General features: G+C 61.0%; 19 protein-coding genes. 3 read left to right on the forward strand and 16 right to left on the reverse strand.

What is annotated here, in order from left to right:
• Positions 1 to 40: 40 nt before the first annotated feature.
• The 5 genes from HDE75_RS06550 to flgB are packed head-to-tail and all read right to left on the reverse strand — an operon-like array spanning position 41 to position 3990.
• Complete coding sequence (locus HDE75_RS06550; RefSeq protein ID WP_183675669.1) at positions 41 to 784, reverse strand: flagellar basal body rod protein FlgF; 744 nt, start codon at positions 782 to 784, stop codon at positions 41 to 43.
• Between the two features lie 53 nt (positions 785 to 837).
• The gene (locus HDE75_RS06555) at positions 838 to 2385 is read right to left on the reverse strand and encodes a flagellar hook protein FlgE (protein ID WP_183675668.1); all 1548 of its coding nucleotides are present in this window, start codon (positions 2383 to 2385) and stop codon (positions 838 to 840) included.
• Between the two features lie 47 nt (positions 2386 to 2432).
• On the reverse strand, positions 2433 to 3131 hold the full coding sequence (locus HDE75_RS06560; RefSeq protein WP_183675667.1) for a flagellar hook assembly protein FlgD: 699 nt from the start codon (positions 3129 to 3131) through the stop codon (positions 2433 to 2435).
• An 11-nt stretch (positions 3132 to 3142) separates the two neighbouring features.
• The gene (gene flgC / locus HDE75_RS06565; protein WP_183675666.1) at positions 3143 to 3544 is read right to left on the reverse strand and encodes a flagellar basal body rod protein FlgC; all 402 of its coding nucleotides are present in this window, start codon (positions 3542 to 3544) and stop codon (positions 3143 to 3145) included.
• A gap of 2 nt (positions 3545 to 3546) precedes the next feature.
• A complete protein-coding gene (flgB, locus tag HDE75_RS06570) occupies positions 3547 to 3990 on the reverse strand; it encodes a flagellar basal body rod protein FlgB (RefSeq protein ID WP_183675665.1) in 444 nt (147 codons plus the stop codon).
• A gap of 190 nt (positions 3991 to 4180) precedes the next feature.
• On the opposite strand from flgB, the gene flgA reads away from it, so the two are divergent.
• The 3 genes from flgA to HDE75_RS06585 all read left to right on the forward strand — a co-directional run bounded on the left by flgA (position 4181) and on the right by HDE75_RS06585 (position 5787).
• Positions 4181 to 4894, forward strand: coding sequence for a flagellar basal body P-ring formation chaperone FlgA (gene flgA, locus HDE75_RS06575; RefSeq protein ID WP_183675664.1), 714 nt, complete (start codon positions 4181 to 4183; stop codon positions 4892 to 4894).
• Positions 4895 to 5005: 111 nt separating this feature from the next.
• Positions 5006 to 5311 carry a flagellar biosynthesis anti-sigma factor FlgM gene (gene flgM, locus HDE75_RS06580; RefSeq protein ID WP_183675663.1) on the forward strand — a complete coding sequence of 102 codons (306 nt, stop codon included), beginning with the start codon at positions 5006 to 5008 and terminating at the stop codon, positions 5309 to 5311.
• Positions 5312 to 5319: 8 nt separating this feature from the next.
• Positions 5320 to 5787, forward strand: a complete 468-nt coding sequence (locus tag HDE75_RS06585) for a flagella synthesis protein FlgN (protein ID WP_183675662.1) — start codon at positions 5320 to 5322, stop codon at positions 5785 to 5787.
• Positions 5788 to 5812: 25 nt separating this feature from the next.
• On the opposite strand, the gene HDE75_RS06590 is transcribed toward HDE75_RS06585, so the two are convergent.
• The 11 genes from HDE75_RS06590 to HDE75_RS06640 form a co-directional block, all read right to left on the reverse strand.
• A complete protein-coding gene (locus HDE75_RS06590; RefSeq protein WP_183675661.1) occupies positions 5813 to 6664 on the reverse strand; it encodes a hypothetical protein in 852 nt (283 codons plus the stop codon).
• A gap of 69 nt (positions 6665 to 6733) precedes the next feature.
• A complete protein-coding gene (locus HDE75_RS06595; RefSeq protein ID WP_183675660.1) occupies positions 6734 to 7096 on the reverse strand; it encodes a translation initiation factor Sui1 in 363 nt (120 codons plus the stop codon).
• A gap of 54 nt (positions 7097 to 7150) precedes the next feature.
• Positions 7151 to 8764: a CehA/McbA family metallohydrolase domain-containing protein gene (locus HDE75_RS06600; RefSeq protein ID WP_183675659.1), complete on the reverse strand. Its 1614-nt coding sequence runs from the start codon at positions 8762 to 8764 to the stop codon at positions 7151 to 7153.
• Positions 8765 to 8907: 143 nt separating this feature from the next.
• On the reverse strand, positions 8908 to 9690 hold the full coding sequence (motD, locus tag HDE75_RS06605) for a flagellar motor protein MotD (protein ID WP_183676611.1): 783 nt from the start codon (positions 9688 to 9690) through the stop codon (positions 8908 to 8910).
• Between the two features lie 5 nt (positions 9691 to 9695).
• A complete protein-coding gene (locus tag HDE75_RS06610; protein ID WP_183675658.1) occupies positions 9696 to 10442 on the reverse strand; it encodes a flagellar motor protein in 747 nt (248 codons plus the stop codon).
• Positions 10424 to 11155, reverse strand: a complete 732-nt coding sequence (locus tag HDE75_RS06615) for an RNA polymerase sigma factor FliA (RefSeq protein WP_183675657.1) — start codon at positions 11153 to 11155, stop codon at positions 10424 to 10426. The genes HDE75_RS06610 and HDE75_RS06615 overlap by 19 nt, the downstream gene beginning before the upstream one ends.
• A gap of 38 nt (positions 11156 to 11193) precedes the next feature.
• On the reverse strand, positions 11194 to 12057 hold the full coding sequence (locus tag HDE75_RS06620) for a MinD/ParA family ATP-binding protein (protein ID WP_183675656.1): 864 nt from the start codon (positions 12055 to 12057) through the stop codon (positions 11194 to 11196).
• Positions 12050 to 13363: a flagellar biosynthesis protein FlhF gene (gene flhF, locus HDE75_RS06625; RefSeq protein ID WP_183675655.1), complete on the reverse strand. Its 1314-nt coding sequence runs from the start codon at positions 13361 to 13363 to the stop codon at positions 12050 to 12052. The genes HDE75_RS06620 and flhF overlap by 8 nt, the downstream gene beginning before the upstream one ends.
• A 202-nt stretch (positions 13364 to 13565) precedes the next feature.
• Complete coding sequence (gene flhA, locus HDE75_RS06630) at positions 13566 to 15662, reverse strand: flagellar biosynthesis protein FlhA (protein ID WP_183675654.1); 2097 nt, start codon at positions 15660 to 15662, stop codon at positions 13566 to 13568.
• Positions 15659 to 16864 carry a flagellar biosynthesis protein FlhB gene (flhB, locus tag HDE75_RS06635; RefSeq protein ID WP_183675653.1) on the reverse strand — a complete coding sequence of 402 codons (1206 nt, stop codon included), beginning with the start codon at positions 16862 to 16864 and terminating at the stop codon, positions 15659 to 15661. The genes flhA and flhB overlap by 4 nt, the downstream gene beginning before the upstream one ends.
• Before the next feature lie 143 nt (positions 16865 to 17007).
• The gene (locus HDE75_RS06640; protein ID WP_183675652.1) at positions 17008 to 18006 is read right to left on the reverse strand and encodes a fumarylacetoacetate hydrolase family protein; all 999 of its coding nucleotides are present in this window, start codon (positions 18004 to 18006) and stop codon (positions 17008 to 17010) included.
• Positions 18007 to 18031: the final 25 nt, after the last annotated feature.

The following is an 18031-nucleotide window of genomic DNA, read 5'->3' on the forward strand; positions in this document are numbered from 1 at the left end:
TGTGAACAATTTCTATGTGACCATTATGCGATGATCCCTATCAATTCAAAGCAAGGATCTGGGTTGCTTTCGCGGCGTTATTCTCGGCATTCTTCAACAAGCTCATTTGCGTTTCGAACTGGCGCGCCAGCGAAATCATGCTGACCATGGCGTCGACCGGGCTGACATTGCTGCCTTCCAGCGCTTCCGTGGTCAGCTTTACGCCTTGATCGGCTTGCGCCGTGGTGCCGTCTTTCAGGCGGAACAGGCCATCGTCGCCGCGCACCAGCTGCTGTTCGGGTGGATTGACCAGCTTGATGCGGCCCAGCACGGTTGAGGGCCCGGGCGGTATATCGGTGGAAATCGTGCCCACCGTGCCATCGCTGGCAATCGACACCGTCACGCCGGGCGGGATCGCCAGCGGGCCCGTATCGCCCTGCACCATCAGTCCGGCCTGGGTTTGCAGCATGCCGTTCTCATTGATCTTCAGGCTGCCGTTGCGCGTATAGGCTTCCGAACCATCGGCCGACTGCACCGCGATCCAGCCGCTGTTTTCCACCGCCACATCGAGCGGCCGGCCCGTGTGCTGCATCGGCCCTTGCGAAAAATCCGAACCGACCGTGGAGTCGACGACGAAGGCGCGCGTGGGCATCAGCCCGTCGGCCACCACCGGCACAGCGCGGAAAGAATCGAGCTGGGCGCGAAAACCCGTGCTGGTCGCGTTCGCCAGGTTGTTGGCAGTCGTCGACTGCTTTTCCATGATGTGCTTGGCGCCGGAACTGGCGGTGTAGATAAGACGGTCCATTTTCTCTCCTGGATGGGGTCAGACCCGACGGGTCTGACCCCGGCTTTCGCTCATTAGCGCAGGTTGACGATGGTTTGCAGCACGGAATCCTGCGTCTTGATGGTCTGCGCATTGGCCTGATAAGCGCGCTGGGCAGTGATCATGTTGACCAGTTCGGCTGTCAGGTCGACGTTCGACACTTCCACCGCCTGCGCACGCAGGTTGCCCAGGTTGCCGGTTTTCGGCTCGCCCGTGATCGGTGCGCCCGAGGCCGAGCTTTCTGCCCAGGCATTGTTACCCAGTGGCACCAACCCGTTCGGATTGGAGAAGTTACTCAGGACGACCTGGCCCAGGCTGCGCGTCTGGCCATTGCTGTACTGGCCCTGGATGATGCCGTCGTCGCCCACCACGAAGCGGCTCAGCTGGCCAGCCTTGTAGCCATCGGCGGTGGTTTTCTTTTCACTGGTGGCGATACCGAGCTGGCTTGAGTTGCTGAAATCGACCTTGATGGACAAGGTAGGATTGGCCCCGGTGGCAGGGAAAATCGGCAGATTGACGGTAATCGGCAATGATTGCGGCGGCGTCAGGTTCAACATGGCGACCTTGTCCAGGCTGCCGCTGGAGTTGAACACCAGCGAAGCCGTCTTGACGGCAGGCACCACCGTCACGGCAGCAATCGCGGCATCGATCTGGTCCGGCGTGCGGCTCGAGTTGATGCCGTCAGGTACTGCGCTGCCGTAGGTGGCGGCAATCGCTGCCAATTGGGCCGGCGATGCGCCAGCAGCGGCAGCGGCGGCAGACACTGCGGCGCCGGCGGCGTTGCCATAAGCGACAGCAGCATTGGCAACGTTGGCGGCGTTCAGCGGCACGGTCGTCACAGCGGTCTGATAAGCGGCGCGCGCGGCCAGGGCAGCCGGGTCCGTCTGCAGGGCGGCCGCCGCTTTCATGCTGGTTACTTCCATCGAGTCATTGGCCGTGTACACGTCCCAGGTATTGGTGCCTGTCTTGACGTAAAAATTAGACATGGTGTGCGGATTACCCAGCGTATCGTAGACCTCTACCGGGAACTGCTTGGTGAACGAATTCTGATCGGTCATGCTGAACGGCACCGTGGTCGGCATGCTGGAATTGGAATCGAGGTTGACCTGGGTATCGACCTTGGTCGTAGCCTGCGGCTTCATATCGGATGGATCGATCTGCAGCGGCACGGCAGCGCCGGCCAGGATCTTGCCGTTGACATCGGCCGGATAACCGGTCAGCTGGGCCAGCTGGGCGTTGACGATGAAACCCTGCTTGTCGACCTGGAACTGGCCGTTGCGCGAATACTGGATGGCGCCATTGACGCTGGTACGGAAGAAGCCGCTGCCATTGATGGCGATATCGAGTGGATTGGTGGAGTTTTCAATGTTACCTTGCGTAAATTGCTGGGCAATTTGCGAGACCGACACGCCGATGCCTGCCTGGTTGCCAGCCACGCCATACAGCGAGTTGGCATAGATATCGGCAAACTGCGCTTGCGACTGCTTGAAACCCACGGTGGACGAGTTGGCGATATTGTTACCGATGACGTCCAGCGATTTGGCGGCGCCGTTCAAGCCGCTCAGGCCTTGTTGGAAAGACATTGCATTCTCCTGGTAGGAATTAGGTAGGGAGACCGGATCGGCCCGAGTTACAGAATCTGCTTCACATCCGCCATCGTGATACTGCCCACGCCCGGCACATTCAATTTCACGCCGCTGGCGCCCGTCGACACGCTGGCCACCGAACCGAACATCAGGGCAGTCGCGTCTTTCAACTCGGTACCGCCGCGCGTCGCCACTACCTTGAAGGTGTAAGCACCATCAGGCAGCACCACCGGCTTGCCATCCGCATCGAGATCACCGGTAGTGCCGTTCCAGCCCAGCGGCAAGGTGCCAGGATCTTGCGCGCCCAGGTCGATGGAATGCACCAGCTTGCCGGACTTGTCGTAAATGTCCACCTTGACCTTGTCGGCCGCCGTCGTCAGATCCACGCCCAGCAGCGCGGCACTTTTGCTCAGGTTGATACTATTGCCCGCCGTCAAGACGCCGTGACCGATGATATTGGCTGCCTGCATCGATTCAGCTTGCTGATAGCTCGATTTCAAGCTATCCAGGGTCGAATTGAGATTATTGATGCCCGTCACCGTCGACAGCTGCGCCAGCTGGCTGGTCAGCTGTGCATTATCGAGCGGGTTCATCGGGTCCTGGTTTTGCAGCTGGGTCACCAGCAGGGTCAGGAACTTGTTGGTTTGTGCTTCGACGCTGTTCGGATCGACCGTAGTCTTCTTCGGATTCATCGTCGCCATCAAGTCATTCGAGATGGAGGTGCTGGTATCAACGGTCGCCATAGTAGTGAGCCTTATTGGCCAAGAGTAAGGGTTTTCAGGAGCAGCGACTTGGCCGCGTTCATGGTTTCCACGTTCGTCTGGTACGAGCGCGACGCCGACAGCATGTTGACCATTTCATCGACGGTATTCACGTTGGGCATGGTCACATAGCCCTTGTCGTCGGCCAGCGGGTTTTTCGGGTCATACACCAGCTTCATCGGCGATGGGTCGTCGATCACCTTTTGCACCTTGACGGCGGTAGCGCCATTGGCCATCGGTACGGCTTCGAATACCACCTGCTTGGCGCGGTAGGCTTCGCCACTGGCGCTGGTGGCGCTGTCGGCATTGGCCAGGTTGCTGGCCACCGTGTTGAGCCGCTGCGCCTGAGCGCTCATGGCTGAACCGGAAACATTGAAAATATTAAATAGCGACATGATTATTGTCCTCCCTGGATCGCCGTGAGCATGCCCTTGATCTGGCCATTGAGCAGGGTGATGGCTGTTTCATAACGGATGGCGTTATCGGCAAAGGCATTACGCTCCAGATCCATATCGACCGTATTGCCATCGACTGCGCCCTGGGCCGGCGTGCGGTACAGCAGCGGCGTGCCATCGGCCAGGCTGCCAGCGGCCTTGCTGCCTGCCGCGCCCGCGACACCCTTGCCCGCCATATGCTGGGGCGAAGTGCCCTTCAATGCGGGCGCCGCACCATCGGCCTTGGCCAGCGCGCCTTTCAGGGCACTGGCAAAATCGACATCGCGCGCCTTGTAGTTCGGCGTATCGGCATTGGCGATATTCGAAGCGAGTACTTCCTGGCGCGTCGAACGCAAGCTCAGCGCCGTCTCATTGAAACGCATGTAATCGTCGAGTTTACCTATCATTTCAGGCTCCGGAAAAAGTCGCCACTGGCGCCCGGTTGGCGGATAGATGGCGTTTTAGTGATGACAGGAAAGATAGTACGGCGGCGCCCCACCCGGCCATCGCCGGATCAGACCGCACTTTTACCCCTTAATCCTCGCTTCGAACACGCTGGCGCGGACTATCATGGCACTATTCCAGAGGCCTATCACCATGAAAAAACCGCTTTTCACCGCTCTCTCCCTTCTGCTGCCGCTAGCCATGCTGGCGCCGATGGCACAGGCGCAAAACGCGGCCGCCGGGCGCCAGTCGCCGGAAGCGCTACGGCAAAGCGTGGAACAGTTCCTGTTACTGCAAAGCAATGGCTTGCCAGGCAAGGTGACCGTCACCGTCGGTGCCGTCGATACACGGCTGAACCTGGCGCCCTGCCCTGCACCGCAAGCCTTCATGGCGCCCGGTGCGCGCGCCTGGGGCAAAACCACGGTGGGTGTGCGCTGTACGCAACCCGTCAACTGGACTATCTATCTACAAGCGAATGTAGCGGTGGTGGGCGATTACGTGGCCAGCGCCGTACCGTTGCTGCAAGGACAAGCGATCGACGCCACCCAGCTGGTGACCATGCAGGGCGACCTGGCCGCCTTGCCAGCCGGCATCGCCACCGACATGACCCAAGTAGTGGGCGCCAGCTCGAACGTGTCATTGCCACCCGGCACGCCGATGCGCCTCGACACCCTGCGCCGCAAACCGGTGGTCATCCAGGGCCAGCTGGTGCGGGTGATCTCGAGCGGCAACGGTTTCCAGGTGGCGTCAGAAGGGCGCGCCATCGGCAATGCCGGCGACGGCCAGGTGGTGCAGGTACGCACCCAAAGCGGCCAGCAAATCAGCGGCGTGGCGCGTGCGGGCGGCATGGTGGAGGTCGCCTTTTAAAGCGGGCTGGGCAGCGATATTGTCGTCTGGGGCACTAAAGTTTCAAGATGCGGTGCCGATAAAGAGACATATCCCGGAGTTTTTTGACTTCGACCAGACGAGGATCATGTTGTGAAAATCACCGAAACCATCAAGAGCAATCCCGCTTTGCCGGTCGCGCCGACCAATACTTCAGGCGCACGCAATGCCGAGAAAGCACAAGCAACACCGACGACGTCGGACAATGTACGCCTGTCTTCGCAAGGACAGGCATTAGCGGCCAGTGCAACTGCCGGCAGCGGCGGCGTGTTCGACACCAAAAAAGTGGAACGCATCAAGCTCGCGATCGCCGACGGCCAGTTCCAGGTCAATTCTGAAAAAGTGGCAGACGGTCTCTTGGATACAGTCAAGGACTTGCTGCACTCACGAAATAGATAGGTTCCCCCATGCAATCAGTGACTCCGTTTTCCAGCCTGCGCGACGAGCAAGAGCGCATGACTAGCTTGCTGGCATTGATAAAACAGGAACAGCTGCATCTGGTTGCAGCTGAAATCGATGCCATCACGGAGATCACGGCACGCAAGACGGTGCTGGTCGGACAGTTGAGCCAGCTGGCGGCGCAACGCCACCAGGCGCTGGCGGCAGCCGGCTTTGCCGCTGCTGAGGAAGGCATGGAGGGCTGGCTGGCCCAGGCCGGCAACCCGGAAGCAGCAGCGCTGTGGGCAGAATTGCTGGGCACCACGCGCGAAGCCAAGGAACAAAATCGTTTGAACAGCCTGCTTGTCAACAAGCACATGCTGCACACCCAGGGCGCACTGAACGCCGTACGCCCTCCCGCCCAGAGCGGCAATTTCTACGGCCCCAGCGGCCAGGCCACCAGCAATACCGTCAGCCGCAGAGTCGTGATCGGCTAAGGCACCAGCCTTCCTGCTGTGCACGCTAGCCGTGCGCAGCCTGTCCCGCATGCTGGCGATATTTCGCGGCCATACGATTGGCCTTGTCCAGTGCGGCAGCCTGCTGTTCGGGCGTCAGCTGATCGCGCAAGCCTTGCCAATAGCTATCCTGATAGGGGTTGGTGGCGCCCGGCACCAGGATATCGTCGAACACCAGGCGCATGGCCAGCAGGTAGCGATAGGCGAGTGCAGCATCTTTCTGCACCAGGTCGCCGCCACTCAGATATTCGACCATCAGGGTATTGATCCCGGCTAGCTCGCCGTCGCCGGCCCGCTCCGTAAGCAGGGCAAGGACTTGCTGCTTCCATTCCAGTACCAGCGGGTCGCCAGGACGATCGCGCAGGGCATACGGATCGCCAAACGGCCCCTCCCTGAGAAAAAGGCTGCTGGCGCCGGCGACGCCACCTTTCGCAGCGGCGAGCAGGAAGTCGAGGCGGGAATCTTTCTGGCGCTGCGTCATGCTCCCGCACAGCTGCGCCTCCGCAGCCTTTTCCTCTGCTGTCATCTCGCTGCCCCGCTCAAACTCCAGCGCAGCCAGACGCCCTTCCGCCTGGAACATGATGCAATCGTCGAGCAGGCTGTAGGCCGCGTAGGCATCCTCGGGAGTGCCGCTGGCGGCCAGCAGCTTGAGCTGCGCACTCAGGCTGGCGAAAGCAGGGTCTGCAGCTGGCGCAGAAGAAGCGCTGGCGCCCAGATTGAAATAAGAAGACAGGCTGCGCCCGGCTTTCGGCGCCGCTACCGCCGCCGGTTTGCCATCGCCTGGTCCAGGGCCATACGCGTAAAACAACACCAATACTGCGGCGGAGACGACAAGGGCAACGGTGGTTTTGGCTGGCATGACAAAGTGGCTAAGTTATGACAACCACAAGTTAGCATAACTTGGCACATACGCCTTGCAAAAAGAGACTCAGCCGCCAGCTTTTTTCGGCTTGTGTCCTGCCAGTAACAACGCCGCCATGATGGCATCCACATGGTCGCCCTGCACTTCGATCACACCATCCTTGACGGTGCCACCCGAACCGCACTGGCTGCGCAGCTGCTTGCCCAGCAAAGCCAGCGCGACGGCGTCCAATGCCAGGCCTTTTACCACGGTGACGCTCTTGCCGCCCCGGCCCTTGGTCTGGCGCGATACACGCACCTGGCCATCACCCACAACTGCCGACTTGGCGCTGGCCTTGCACGTGCATTGCGCCACGCTCTGGCGGCAGGTGGGGCACATGCGGCCCGTTTCAGTGGAATAGACCAGGCCACCCAGGGAACTGCTTTTCATGATGAAGAGAGAATAAAAGGAAAGGCTGCGATTGTAGCAAGCCAGGCAGCTCCATCATTCACGCAACGTGACAAATACCGGATTCGAATAAAACCACAGGCTGCGGTAATTGCGGTCGTTGATGTCGTTGAAGCGCTGCGTATTGTCCGCCGTGCCGGTACGCTGGTCGGCCAGCGGTTCGCCGCCCTGCGTCAGGCCGGCAACGTCCACGCCCAGATTGGTGCCGCGCAGACGGAAGTACTGGCTTTTTGTTGCAGTCGTCTGAAAGCTCACACTGTAAAAACCATCGGCATCGACCTTCCAATCGGCGCTGGTGAAACGCTTGAGTACCTTGGTGCTGGCATTGCTGGCCACGTTATAGGCCGCAGTGCCTGGCGCCGCCTTCGCAGCAACATCGCCGACGATCAGATCGACGTGATCGACCACGGGCTTGAGGTTGGCGGCCAGACCACTATCGACCGGCTTTTCATAGTTGTTTTTTGCCGGGCTCTTGAAGCGGATGGTGATGGTCACCCTGTCGCCGCTGCCTACCTTCAGCTCGCCCCCCATCTCCTTGCGGTCGCTGCTGCTGGCCAGGTTGAAGTCCAGTGCGTTAATCAGGTCGCCATAGGTGGAAAACATCTTGCCCGAGCGCAGACCGGCCAACAGGTCTTTTGCCAGCGGTGTGCCTTGCGCGCTATTGAAGACATAGTTCTTCGCATACTCGCCCGGGAAATAGCCGCTGCTATTGCCACCGACGATCTTGAAGTGGGTATCGGAATCGCTCAGATTCCAGATGCGGCGGCCCTCGCCCAGCAGGGCGTCCCATGGTCCACCCAGTTTGGCCACCACATAATCTACGCCGCCATAGACGCGCAACAGCGCATTGTCGTCCGTGTAGGCCGCCGTATAGCCGCCGCGATCCGGCTCCATCTGATTGCCCACCATGCCTTCGATGGCGAACATGATGTTGGGCGCCGCATCGTTAAAGGCGCGCAAGTCGGCAATCGAATAGCTGCCCTTGTTGCGTGAAGGATGATTGATGACGGCGTAGCTGGTCTCGGGGTAATTCTGCTTGAGCCAATTGACCGCTTGCAGCGCATCGGCCGCCGTCTTGTTATAGCGGGTTTCACCATATTTAGCCTTCCATGCAGCGACGTCTGCGGCGTCAAACATGGCCGCGTCACGCGTGGTAAACAGATATTCGAATTCTTTCATGCCTTTGGTGCTGGGACTTAGTTTATCCACGCCTTCAAACAAGCCGATGCCGATGTGATCGTGGGTCGGCATATCCCACTCAAAACCGGAGAAAATCAGTTTATCGGCATAGGTGCCGGCAGCCTGCAGCGCCTGCACGCGCGGGATCTCATCACGCTCGGCGCCGATGGACATCGGAATCGGCGCTGCCAGCTGGACACCCAGGGCATCGCGCGTGGAAACACGCAAATGGTTGGAGACGGCCATCCAGTCGAGACCGTAAGTGGCGAACGCCTTGCCCAGCACTTTATCGAGCGTCTGGCTGACATCGGCATCGGCAGATTGGGTGGTATGGGTATGCAGATCGCCAGCAAGCCAGCGGCCGGTTGGCAACGGTGGCACGCTGCCCGACGCGTCATTGTCACCGCCGCAAGCGGCGATGCCCAGCATGATGGCGATGGCGGAAGGAAGCAACGCTCGGGAGTAAGACATGACATGATCCTGAAAGGCATAAAGAAGTGCAACACCTTAGCATTCAGGTATGACGGCCAAATGACATGTGCACAACTATTTCCAAGGGGAAATTGTTTTTGGCTGACTTATTGGCTGGCTTATTGACTGGCTTATCAAGCTACTTAATTGGCTGGCGCCGGGTCCGCCGGCGGCGTCGGCACTTCCGTTACCGTTTCCGGGATGCCCGATAAAATCGTCACGGCGACACGGCGATTACGGGCGCGCCCTTCCGGCGTGTCGTTGGGGGCGACGGGGATATTGTCGGCATGGCCGACGGCCGTCAGGCGCGAGGCCTGCACGCCGCTGGCGATAAACAGGCGCACCACCGCGCTGGAACGGGCAGCCGACAGTTCCCAGTTCGAGGCAAAGTTGGAATTGCTGATCGGCTGAACATCCGTATGGCCTTCCACCTGCACGTCGTGACTATCGTCTTTCAGCAGCACGGCCACGGCGCGCAGGGCCTGGTCGGACTCCGGCGTCAGCGCCGCCGCACCCGGGTCGAACAGCACGCTGGCATTGATTTCCACGCTGACGCCGCGGCTGGTCTGCGTCACGCGCACTTTACCCTCCTTGACCAGCGGCGCCAGGGTCGACGTCAGGTCCTGCGCCAGGCGCGTCATGTGTTCGCGTTCGCGGCGGATCGCTTCGGCGCGGCGCTTCAGGGCCGGGTTGGGCAAGGCGACCGCCTGCGGCGCTTCCATGATCAGCGGCGGCGCTCCCTTGTTCAAGCCAAACGCCTCGCCGATGGCGTCCGAAAACACCCGGTAGCGCCCTTCGTTGACCAAGGAGAGCGCATACATGACGACAAAGAAGGCAAACAGCAGGGTGATGAAGTCGGCGTAGGAAATCAGCCAGCGGTCCTGGTTGTCCGGCTCTTCGTCATACTTCCTGCGCGCGCGCCGCATCATGGTCAGTGCTCGTGCAGCAGGCTCGATACGCGCTCTTCGATGATGCGCGTATGGTCGCCGGTGGCGATATCGTAGAACACGGCAGCGGTGACTTCATACTGCGTGACGCGGCGCGTGACGATGGCCTTGAGCTTGTTGGCCACCGGCAGGAACAGCAAATTGGCCAGGCCCACGCCATAGATGGTGGACACAAACGCGACGGCGATGCCACCACCGAGCTTGCTCGGATCGGTCAGGTTTTCCATCACGTGTATCAGGCCCAGCACGGCGCCCAGGATGCCGATGGTCGGCGAGTAGCCAGCCGCCGATTCCCATACCTTGACGGCCTGGCGCTCGGCCAGTTCGTAGGCGGTGATTTCCACGTCGAGCAACTGGCGCAGCTTGTCGGGCGCGATGCCGTCGACGATCATGCGCAAGCCCTTGGCGTTAAAACGGTCGGCAGTATTTTCCATCAGGCGCTCGAGCGCCAGCGGACCGTCGCGGCGCGCCGTCAGGCTCCATACACCGATATCGCGCGACAGCGCAGCGCGCGTGTCGGCCGGCGGCATGAAGACCCAGCGCAGCATTTCCAGGCCACGCACAAAAGTGCGCAGCCGCGTCTGCAGCAGCACGGCGCCGAAAGTGCCGATGACCACGATGGCAAACGCGGCCGGCTGCAGCAGCGAGGCCATCTTGCCGCCTTCGAGCGCCTGGCCGACCAAGAGGCCGGCAACGGCCAGCAGCAGCCCGATTACGCTGGACCAGTCCACGCCTGCTCCCGTAAGGTTGCGCGCAGGCGCGCGACGGCCTGGGTATGCAGCTGCGAGACGCGCGATTCCGATACGCCCATCACCGCGCCGATCTCCTTCAGGTTCAGTTCTTCTTCGTAGTACAAGCCCATGAGTATTTTCTCGCGTGGCGGCAGCGCGTCGATGGCGTCGATCACGGACTGCCGGAAATCGGTATCGAGCAGGGAACGCAAGGGGTCACTGTCTTCGTCCACGCAATGGCGGTCGAGAAAGCTGTCATTGCCGTCCGGGTCATGAAAATCTTCGTAGTACACCAGTTGGTGGCCGCCGCCCTCGCCCAGCATTTCCTGGTAGTCGGCCAGCGACATTTTCAACAGCTTGGCCACTTCCGACTCGGTCGGCGGATGGCCCAGGCGCTGCTGCAAAATGCTCATCGCCTCTTCGATCTTGCGCATATTCTGGCGCATGCTGCGCGGCAACCAGTCGCTGGTGCGCAGCTCATCGAGCATGGCGCCGCGGATGCGCAGCACGGCATAGGTCTCGAACTGCGCGCCATGGGTTTCTTCGTAGCGGCTGATCGCATCGAGCAGCCCGATCATGCCAGCCTGGATCAGATCGTCGACCTCGACCGATGGAGGCAGCTTGGCCTTCATATGGTGCGCCAGACGCTTCACCAGCGGAATATGTTCCGTCAGCAGGTAGTCCTTGTTCGATTTTCCTTTAACCGTGTACATAGGCTGCTTATTGTTCTATATAGGTGCTGCTAATTGATTCAGGCGCTGAAATGGTGTGCACTCCCCGTCTGATACAAAGTGGAACCGAGCACCGGCGCCGCCGAATGGGCCAGCCGTTCCGCCAGTGCGCGAAACGCCACCGACGCGCCAGCCAGCGGAAATGCATCGATCACACTGCGGCCCAGACGCGCGGCGCGATGCAGATATTCATCGGCCGGTACCGAGCCCATCGATGTCAGTTTCACGGCCAGGTAGCGGTTCGCCGCCTGCGCCATATTATCGTATACCACTTTCGCCTCGGTTTCGGAAGCACCGGTCACCAGGATGCCGAATGGACGGCGCCCCAGTTCCTGGCTCAGGCGCTTGATCAGGCTATACGCCGCCGTGATCGAGGCGGCGCTGCTCGACACCTGCACCACGATATCGGAGGTCGCCATCAGCGGCACGGGAAAGCAGGTCCCGCTCTCGCCGACCACGCCATCGACCAGCACGATGCCGGTCTGGCGCGCCATTACCTCGAAGGTCTTGGCCAGCCGGCGCGACTCGTCATTGGTGGCAAAGTCGGGGCTATCCATCTGATAGTTGCGCGCACCCAGGGTGGCCACGCCAAAACCCTGCGGCACGGGATGGATCACCTGGTTCAAGCCGCACTGCTGGCGCGCCACGTCGAGCAGGCTGGCGCCGTGCGCCAGGCCCAGGCGCGCCGCCACGCCTTCGCTGCTGCCGCTGGCGTCCAGCAGCAGCACTTCATTGCCCGTGTAGGCCAGCGAGGCGCCGAGGTTGATCAGCATGGCGCCCTTGTCATCCTGCGGCGCGGCCGATAAAAACGTCAGCACGCGCGGCTGCGGGCCACCCAGCATGCGGCGCAAGCCTTCAGCCTGGTCGAAATCAAAATTAGCCAAGGTGTCCCCCGCGCGCTTCATGGTTGCGGGCGGCTGCCTGCGCCATCAGCAGCGGCAGTTCAGCGTCGGAATACTGGGTAGCAGCGGCGTCGCGCTTGAGCTTGAATGCCCGGTCGACCAGGTAGCCACGGTCGCCCAGGTGCAGGTCTTCCGGCACGCGCTGGCCATTCGAGACATAAAACAGATTGAGCTTCTGGCGGATTACCACGTCGAGCACATTGCCGATCGAGGCGGCTTCATCGAGTTTGGTCATGATGCAACCGGCCAGGCCGCTGCCCTGATAGGCGCGCACCACTTCGTTCAGGGTTTCCTGGGTGGCGGTGGCGTTCAGGCACAGCAAACGCTTAACGTCGGCGCCGGCGCCCGACAGCATGGCCACCTGTTCGGTCACCATCTGGTCGCGCTGGCTAACGCCCACGGTATCGATCAGCACGGTGTGCTTGTTCTTCAATTCTTTCAGGGCGATGCGCAAGTCGGCCTCGTCCTTGACCGAATGCACCATCACGCCGAGAATCTTGCCGTAGATGCGCAACTGTTCATGGGCGCCGATACGATACGCGTCGGTGGTGATCAGGGCCAGCTTTTCAGGGCCGTGGCGCATCACGCAGCGGGCGGCCAGCTTGGCCGTGCTGGTGGTCTTGCCGACACCGGTCGGACCGACCAGGGCAAACACGCCGCCCTGCTCCAGCATGGCGTCTTCATTGGCCATGGTGTTCAGGTTGCGGTTCAACACCGTTTTGATCCAGCGCATGCTTTGCGCGCCATCGAGGCCGGCCGGCAGTTTGTCGATCAGGTAGCGCGCCAGGCTGGCCGAAAAACCGGCCGCCAGCATTTCGCGCAGCACCACGGCTTTTTGCGGTTGGCGCTGCTGCGTGGAACCCCAGGAAATTTCTGCCAGCTGGGTTTCCATCATGCCGCGCATGGCGCGGATTTCATTCATCATGCCGCTCATCTCGGCGGCGGCGTTCTCTTTGACGTGCGCCAGCGCGCTGGCCATCATCTGCTGCATGCGGGCCATGTCCATGGGCTCGCTGGCCGGTGCGTGGCGCGGCGCATGCGTAGGCTGGCCGGCAGCCGGACGCTGCGGCGCCGAAAACTGGGTTTGCAACTGGGGCCGCGGCTGGGCCATTTCCGAGGCGGCCGGCGGCGAGGCCAGTGAAGCGGCGTCGTCATTAGCCAGCGCGAGGATTTCAACCACGCCGTCACCCTGGCGGTTCGACAGGATCACGGCATCCGGGCCCAGCGCTTCGCGCACACGGCGCAAGGCATCGCGCGAGGTCGCGGCGGTAAATTTTTTCACATTCATGGCCGGCCTCCCATCATCGGGGTAACACGCGCTGGACTGGACTGTATGGCCATCATCGACTCCTGTTGCTTGAGTGCAGTCTTCAATATGAGACACGGATCACTCGGACAGTGTCGATTATTGTCGATATCAGAGGAAGATGATCGAAGGAAAAGGATGGGAAAGTGCCCGTTATTCAGTTTGCCATGGGGAAATTGAACAATTATTGAGCACCCACCAGATTCGTCACGCGAATGGTCTTGGTTTCCGGCACTTCGGCATGCGACAGCACCTTCAGTTGCGGCAGGGCGCGGCGCAGGAAACGCGACAGCAAGGCGCGCAGGGGAGCCGGCACCAGCAGCACCGGCGTCAGGCCCATCGCTTCCTGCTGCTGGGCAGCCAGTCCCGCCTGCTGGGCGATGGTGTCGGCCAGGCCGGGCTCGATGCCCGAGCCATCGCCGCCATTGCCCATGGCTTGCATCAGCAGACGCTCCAGGCGGTTGTCCAGGGTCATCACGGACAACTCAGCCGCGCCAGGGAACAATTGCTGCACGATCGCGCGGCCCAGGGCCACGCGCACCAGCGCCGTCAAGTCGTTGGGGTCTTGCGTATGCACGGTATGCTCGGCCAGGGATTCGATGATGGTGCGCATGTCGCGGATATGCACACCTTCCATCAGCAGGTTCTGCAGCACTTTTTGCAGGGTCGACAGCGACAGCATCTTCGGCACCAGGTCTTCCACCAGGCGCGGCGACTCCTTGCCCAGGTGATCGAGCAAGGACTGCACTTCCGCGCGGCCCAGCAATTCGGAGGCATGCGAGGTGATCAGGTGATTCAAATGCGTAGCCACCACCGTACCCGCATCGACCACCGTGTAACCCATCGATTGCGCCTGGTCGCGCAAGCTCGCTTCGATCCAGGTGGCAGGCAAGCCGAAGGCCGGGTCGTTGGTGGAAATGCCAGGCAAGGTGCCGCTGGCCATGCCGGGATTGATCGCCAGGAACTGGCCGTTATAGGCTTCGCCGACACCCACTTCCACGCCCTTGAGCGTGATGCGGTAAGCCGATGGCTTCAATTCCAGGTTGTCGCGGATATGCACGGGCGGCGCCAGGAAACCGACTTCCTGAGCAAATTTCTTGCGGATGCCCTTGATGCGCTTGAGCAATTCGCCACCCTGGGTTTTATCCACCAGCGGAATCAAGCGGTAGCCCACTTCCAGGCCCAGGGTGTCGACGGGCATGATGTCTTGCCAGCTGGCTTCTTCCTGCTCGGGCGCCACGGTCGCTTGCGGCACCTCGGCCGGTTTTTCGGCATCGGATTTTTTCTTCGCCGCCGCCTTGGTAATCAGATAGGCGGAACCGCCCAGCAAGCCGGCCAGCAAGAGGAATACCAGGTTGGGCATGCCGGGAATCAAGCCCATGCCGCCGATAATGCCGGCCGTGATGTAGAGCACTTGCGGCTTGGCAAACAGCTGACCGACCAGTTGGGCGCCAATGTCTTGCTCACTGGCCACGCGCGAGACGACGATACCGGCCGCTGTGGAAATAATCAGCGAAGGAATCTGCGCCACCAGGCCGTCACCGATGGCCAGCAAGGTGTAGTTCTTCAATGCATCGGCAAAGCCCATGTCGTGCTGTACCAGCCCCACCACCAGGCCGCCGACGATATTGATCACGGTAATCATGATGCCGGCGATGGCATCGCCGCGCACATATTTACTGGCGCCGTCCATGGCGCCATAGAATTCGGCTTCCTGCGCCACTTCCGTGCGGCGGCGGCGCGCTTCGTCTTCACCGATCAGGCCGGCATTCAGGTCGGCATCGATCGCCATCTGCTTACCAGGCATGGCGTCCAGCGCAAAGCGGGCGCCCACCTCGGCGATACGGCCCGCACCCTTGGTGACCACGGTAAAGTTAATGATAGTCAAGATAATGAACACGACGATACCGACCGTGTAGTTGCCGCCGATCAAGAAGTGACCGAAAGCCTCGATCACCTTACCGGCCGCATCCGCGCCCGTATGGCCTTCCGTCAGCACCACGCGCGTGGACGCCACGTTCAGCGACAAGCGCAGCATGGTCGATACCAGCAAAATCGTCGGAAAAGCCATGAAATCGAGCGGCTTGACGGTGTACAGCGCCGTCAGCAGCACGATAATGGACAGGGCAATATTAAAGCTGAAGAAAATGTCGAGGATAAAGGCCGGCAGCGGCAGCACCATCATCGCCAGCAGCATGATGATGATGACAGGCGCGGCGATGCCCTTGCTGGCACTGCCCTTCAATCCGCTCAGCCAGGCTGGCATGGTGACGCCGCTCATGGTGTACTTCCTTTATTCTGGTCTTCCGCGCCGGGCGCAGGGGGTGACTGTGGTGCTACTTGTGATGCCGGGTTCAAGGGATCGAGCTCGGGCGGCACATCGAGCTGCTTGGGCTTGTCGGGACGCTGGCCGTGGCCATTGCCGTACGAGCGCAGCTGGAACACGTAGGCGAGCACTTCGGCCACGGCGGCGTACAGCGCTTCCGGTATCTCGTCGCCGATATCCGTATGTTTATACAATGCACGGGCCAGGGCCGGCGCTTCCAGGATGGCGACCTTGTGTTCGCCAGCCAGTTCGCGGATCTTGGCCGCCACTTCATCGACGCCCTTGGCCACCACTTGCGGCGCGCCGCGCGAGTTGGCGCCATACTTGAGCGCCACCGCATAGTGGGTCGGGTTGGTCACCACCACGTCGGCGGTGGGCACGTCGGCCATCATGCGGCGGCGCGAGGCTTCACGCTGCAACTGGCGTATCTTCGCCTTGATCTGCGGATTACCGTCCGATTCCTTCGACTCCTGCTTGACCTCTTGCAAGGTCATTTTCATTTTATTGGCGTAGTGCCACATCTGGTACGGGCCATCGATGGCGGCGATCAAGCCCAACGCACCGACGATGATCAGGAAAGCGCTGATCAGCAGGCTGACCAGGTGGGCTGTGCCGACGCGCAGGGATTCCACCGTCAAGCCCAGCACCGCCTCCTTGTAATGCTGCATCACCAGCCAGGCGACGATGCCGACCACGATGGTCTTGGCGATCGCCTTGAGCAACTCCACCAGCGCATTCTTGGAAAACATATTGCCCAGACCCTTGATCGGGTTGAGCTTGCCAAAATTCGGCGTAAACGCTTTCGAGCTGAACAGCCAGCCGCCCACCAGCAGCGGCGACGCCAGCGCCACGATCATGATCACCACTGCATACGGCAGGCAAGTGAGCAGCACCGCACCCACGTCGTAAGCGATGCGCAAGATCATCGCATTGGGATTCAAAATCTGTTCCCGGTCCATCGACAGCCCGGACACCATCACGGCAGACAGGCGCCGCACGATGGAATCGCCGGCAAACCACAGACAGCAGCCAGACGCCATCAACACCGTAAACGTGGCCACTTCACGCGATCGCGGAACGTCGCCTTCCTCACGCGCCTGCTCGAGGCGCTTCGGTGACGCGGCTTCGGTCTTTTCTGCGTCGCTGTCTTCCGACATCAATCAACTCCGGTGGTGTCCTGCAGCCTGGCTAGGCGCATGAAGGACTGGGCATGAGACATTATCGAGCCTGCGAGGCGCATGCCATCGGCGGAACAGGGCAGTAAATGCCCTGCTTTTCAAGTTTGCTTGTCGAAGAGCCTCTAACGGCTCTTCCGTGCTTCCGCCTGCTGGACGGCCTGCTCAATCGCGCCAAACAGCGACTTGCCATCGTCGCCCAGCATTTCGATCCGTATCGTGTCGCCAAACAACATAAACGGTGTAGTCGCCACGCCATCGGCGATGATCTCCTGGCTACGTCGCTCAACAATGCTGGAAAAACCCTTCTTCACCTCTTTATTCGCCACGCCACCGGCACTGATCACGCTGCCGGCGCCGACGGAACGGGTCTGGCACAGATGCGCCAGCAATTGCGGATAATTGAAGGCCATGTCGGCGCCGGCGGCGGGCTGGCCAGTCAACTTGCCATTCAGGCTGGAGCGCAGCGGCAAACACACTTTGCCGCCGCGCCAGGCATCGCCCAGTTCATCGGGCGTAATCGCCAGCGGCGAGCATGCCATGGCAGGCTTCGCCTGCAGGTAGCCATGGCCGCTGGCCAGTTCATCCCCGGCAAGATTGCGCAGGGTGACGTCATTGACCAGCATCAGCAGCTTGATACCCATATGGGCTTGATCCGCCGTGGAACCCATGGCCACATCGTCCGTGATGGCAGCGATGCCCGCCTCGTAATCGATGCCCCACTGCTCGTAGGCCAGCACGATAGGGTCCTGGGGTCCCAGGAACTGGTCGCTGGCGCCCTGGTACATCAGCGGCGTGTCGCGCAAATTGGCCGGCACTTCGCGGCCAGCCGCCTTGCAGACACGCTCCACCTGCTGTAAATAAGACACACCGGCCACGCGCAGACTGCTGCGCGGCAGCGGCGCCATGCAGTTGGCAGGATCGAACTCGAAGGCGCGATGGCCGCGTCCGCTGTTGATGGTCTGGTACAACAAATCGAGTTGCGGTGCGATAAAGGTCCAGTCGTCGAGCGCCCGTTGCAGGGTCGAGGCGATGCCGTCGGCCAGATGGGCGGTTTTCAGGTCGCGCGAGACGACGGCCAGCTGGCCATCGCGCGTGCCATCCTTGAGTGTAGCTAATTTCATGTGTGGGAAATTCTTTAAATGCAGA

Origin of the sequence: Janthinobacterium silvisoli (assembly GCF_014200725.1) — a bacterium.
Classification (GTDB): Bacteria; Pseudomonadota; Gammaproteobacteria; order Burkholderiales; family Burkholderiaceae_D; genus Janthinobacterium.

Coding starts and splice junctions, on each gene's coding strand:
- HDE75_RS06550 (WP_183675669.1), bottom strand. CDS start 784: ATGGACCGTCTTATCTACACCGCCAGTTCCGGCGCCAAGCACATCATG.
- HDE75_RS06555 (WP_183675668.1), bottom strand. CDS start 2,385: ATGTCTTTCCAACAAGGCCTGAGCGGCTTGAACGGCGCCGCCAAATCG.
- HDE75_RS06560 (WP_183675667.1), bottom strand. CDS start 3,131: ATGGCGACCGTTGATACCAGCACCTCCATCTCGAATGACTTGATGGCG.
- flgC (WP_183675666.1), bottom strand. CDS start 3,544: ATGTCGCTATTTAATATTTTCAATGTTTCCGGTTCAGCCATGAGCGCT.
- flgB (WP_183675665.1), bottom strand. CDS start 3,990: ATGATAGGTAAACTCGACGATTACATGCGTTTCAATGAGACGGCGCTG.
- flgA (WP_183675664.1), top strand. CDS start 4,181: ATGAAAAAACCGCTTTTCACCGCTCTCTCCCTTCTGCTGCCGCTAGCC.
- HDE75_RS06585 (WP_183675662.1), top strand. CDS start 5,320: ATGCAATCAGTGACTCCGTTTTCCAGCCTGCGCGACGAGCAAGAGCGC.
- HDE75_RS06590 (WP_183675661.1), bottom strand. CDS start 6,664: ATGCCAGCCAAAACCACCGTTGCCCTTGTCGTCTCCGCCGCAGTATTG.
- HDE75_RS06595 (WP_183675660.1), bottom strand. CDS start 7,096: ATGAAAAGCAGTTCCCTGGGTGGCCTGGTCTATTCCACTGAAACGGGC.
- HDE75_RS06600 (WP_183675659.1), bottom strand. CDS start 8,764: ATGTCTTACTCCCGAGCGTTGCTTCCTTCCGCCATCGCCATCATGCTG.
- motD (WP_183676611.1), bottom strand. CDS start 9,690: ATGCGGCGCGCGCGCAGGAAGTATGACGAAGAGCCGGACAACCAGGAC.
- HDE75_RS06615 (WP_183675657.1), bottom strand. CDS start 11,155: ATGTACACGGTTAAAGGAAAATCGAACAAGGACTACCTGCTGACGGAA.
- flhF (WP_183675655.1), bottom strand. CDS start 13,363: ATGAATGTGAAAAAATTTACCGCCGCGACCTCGCGCGATGCCTTGCGC.
- flhA (WP_183675654.1), bottom strand. CDS start 15,662: ATGAGCGGCGTCACCATGCCAGCCTGGCTGAGCGGATTGAAGGGCAGT.
- flhB (WP_183675653.1), bottom strand. CDS start 16,864: ATGTCGGAAGACAGCGACGCAGAAAAGACCGAAGCCGCGTCACCGAAG.
- HDE75_RS06640 (WP_183675652.1), bottom strand. CDS start 18,006: ATGAAATTAGCTACACTCAAGGATGGCACGCGCGATGGCCAGCTGGCC.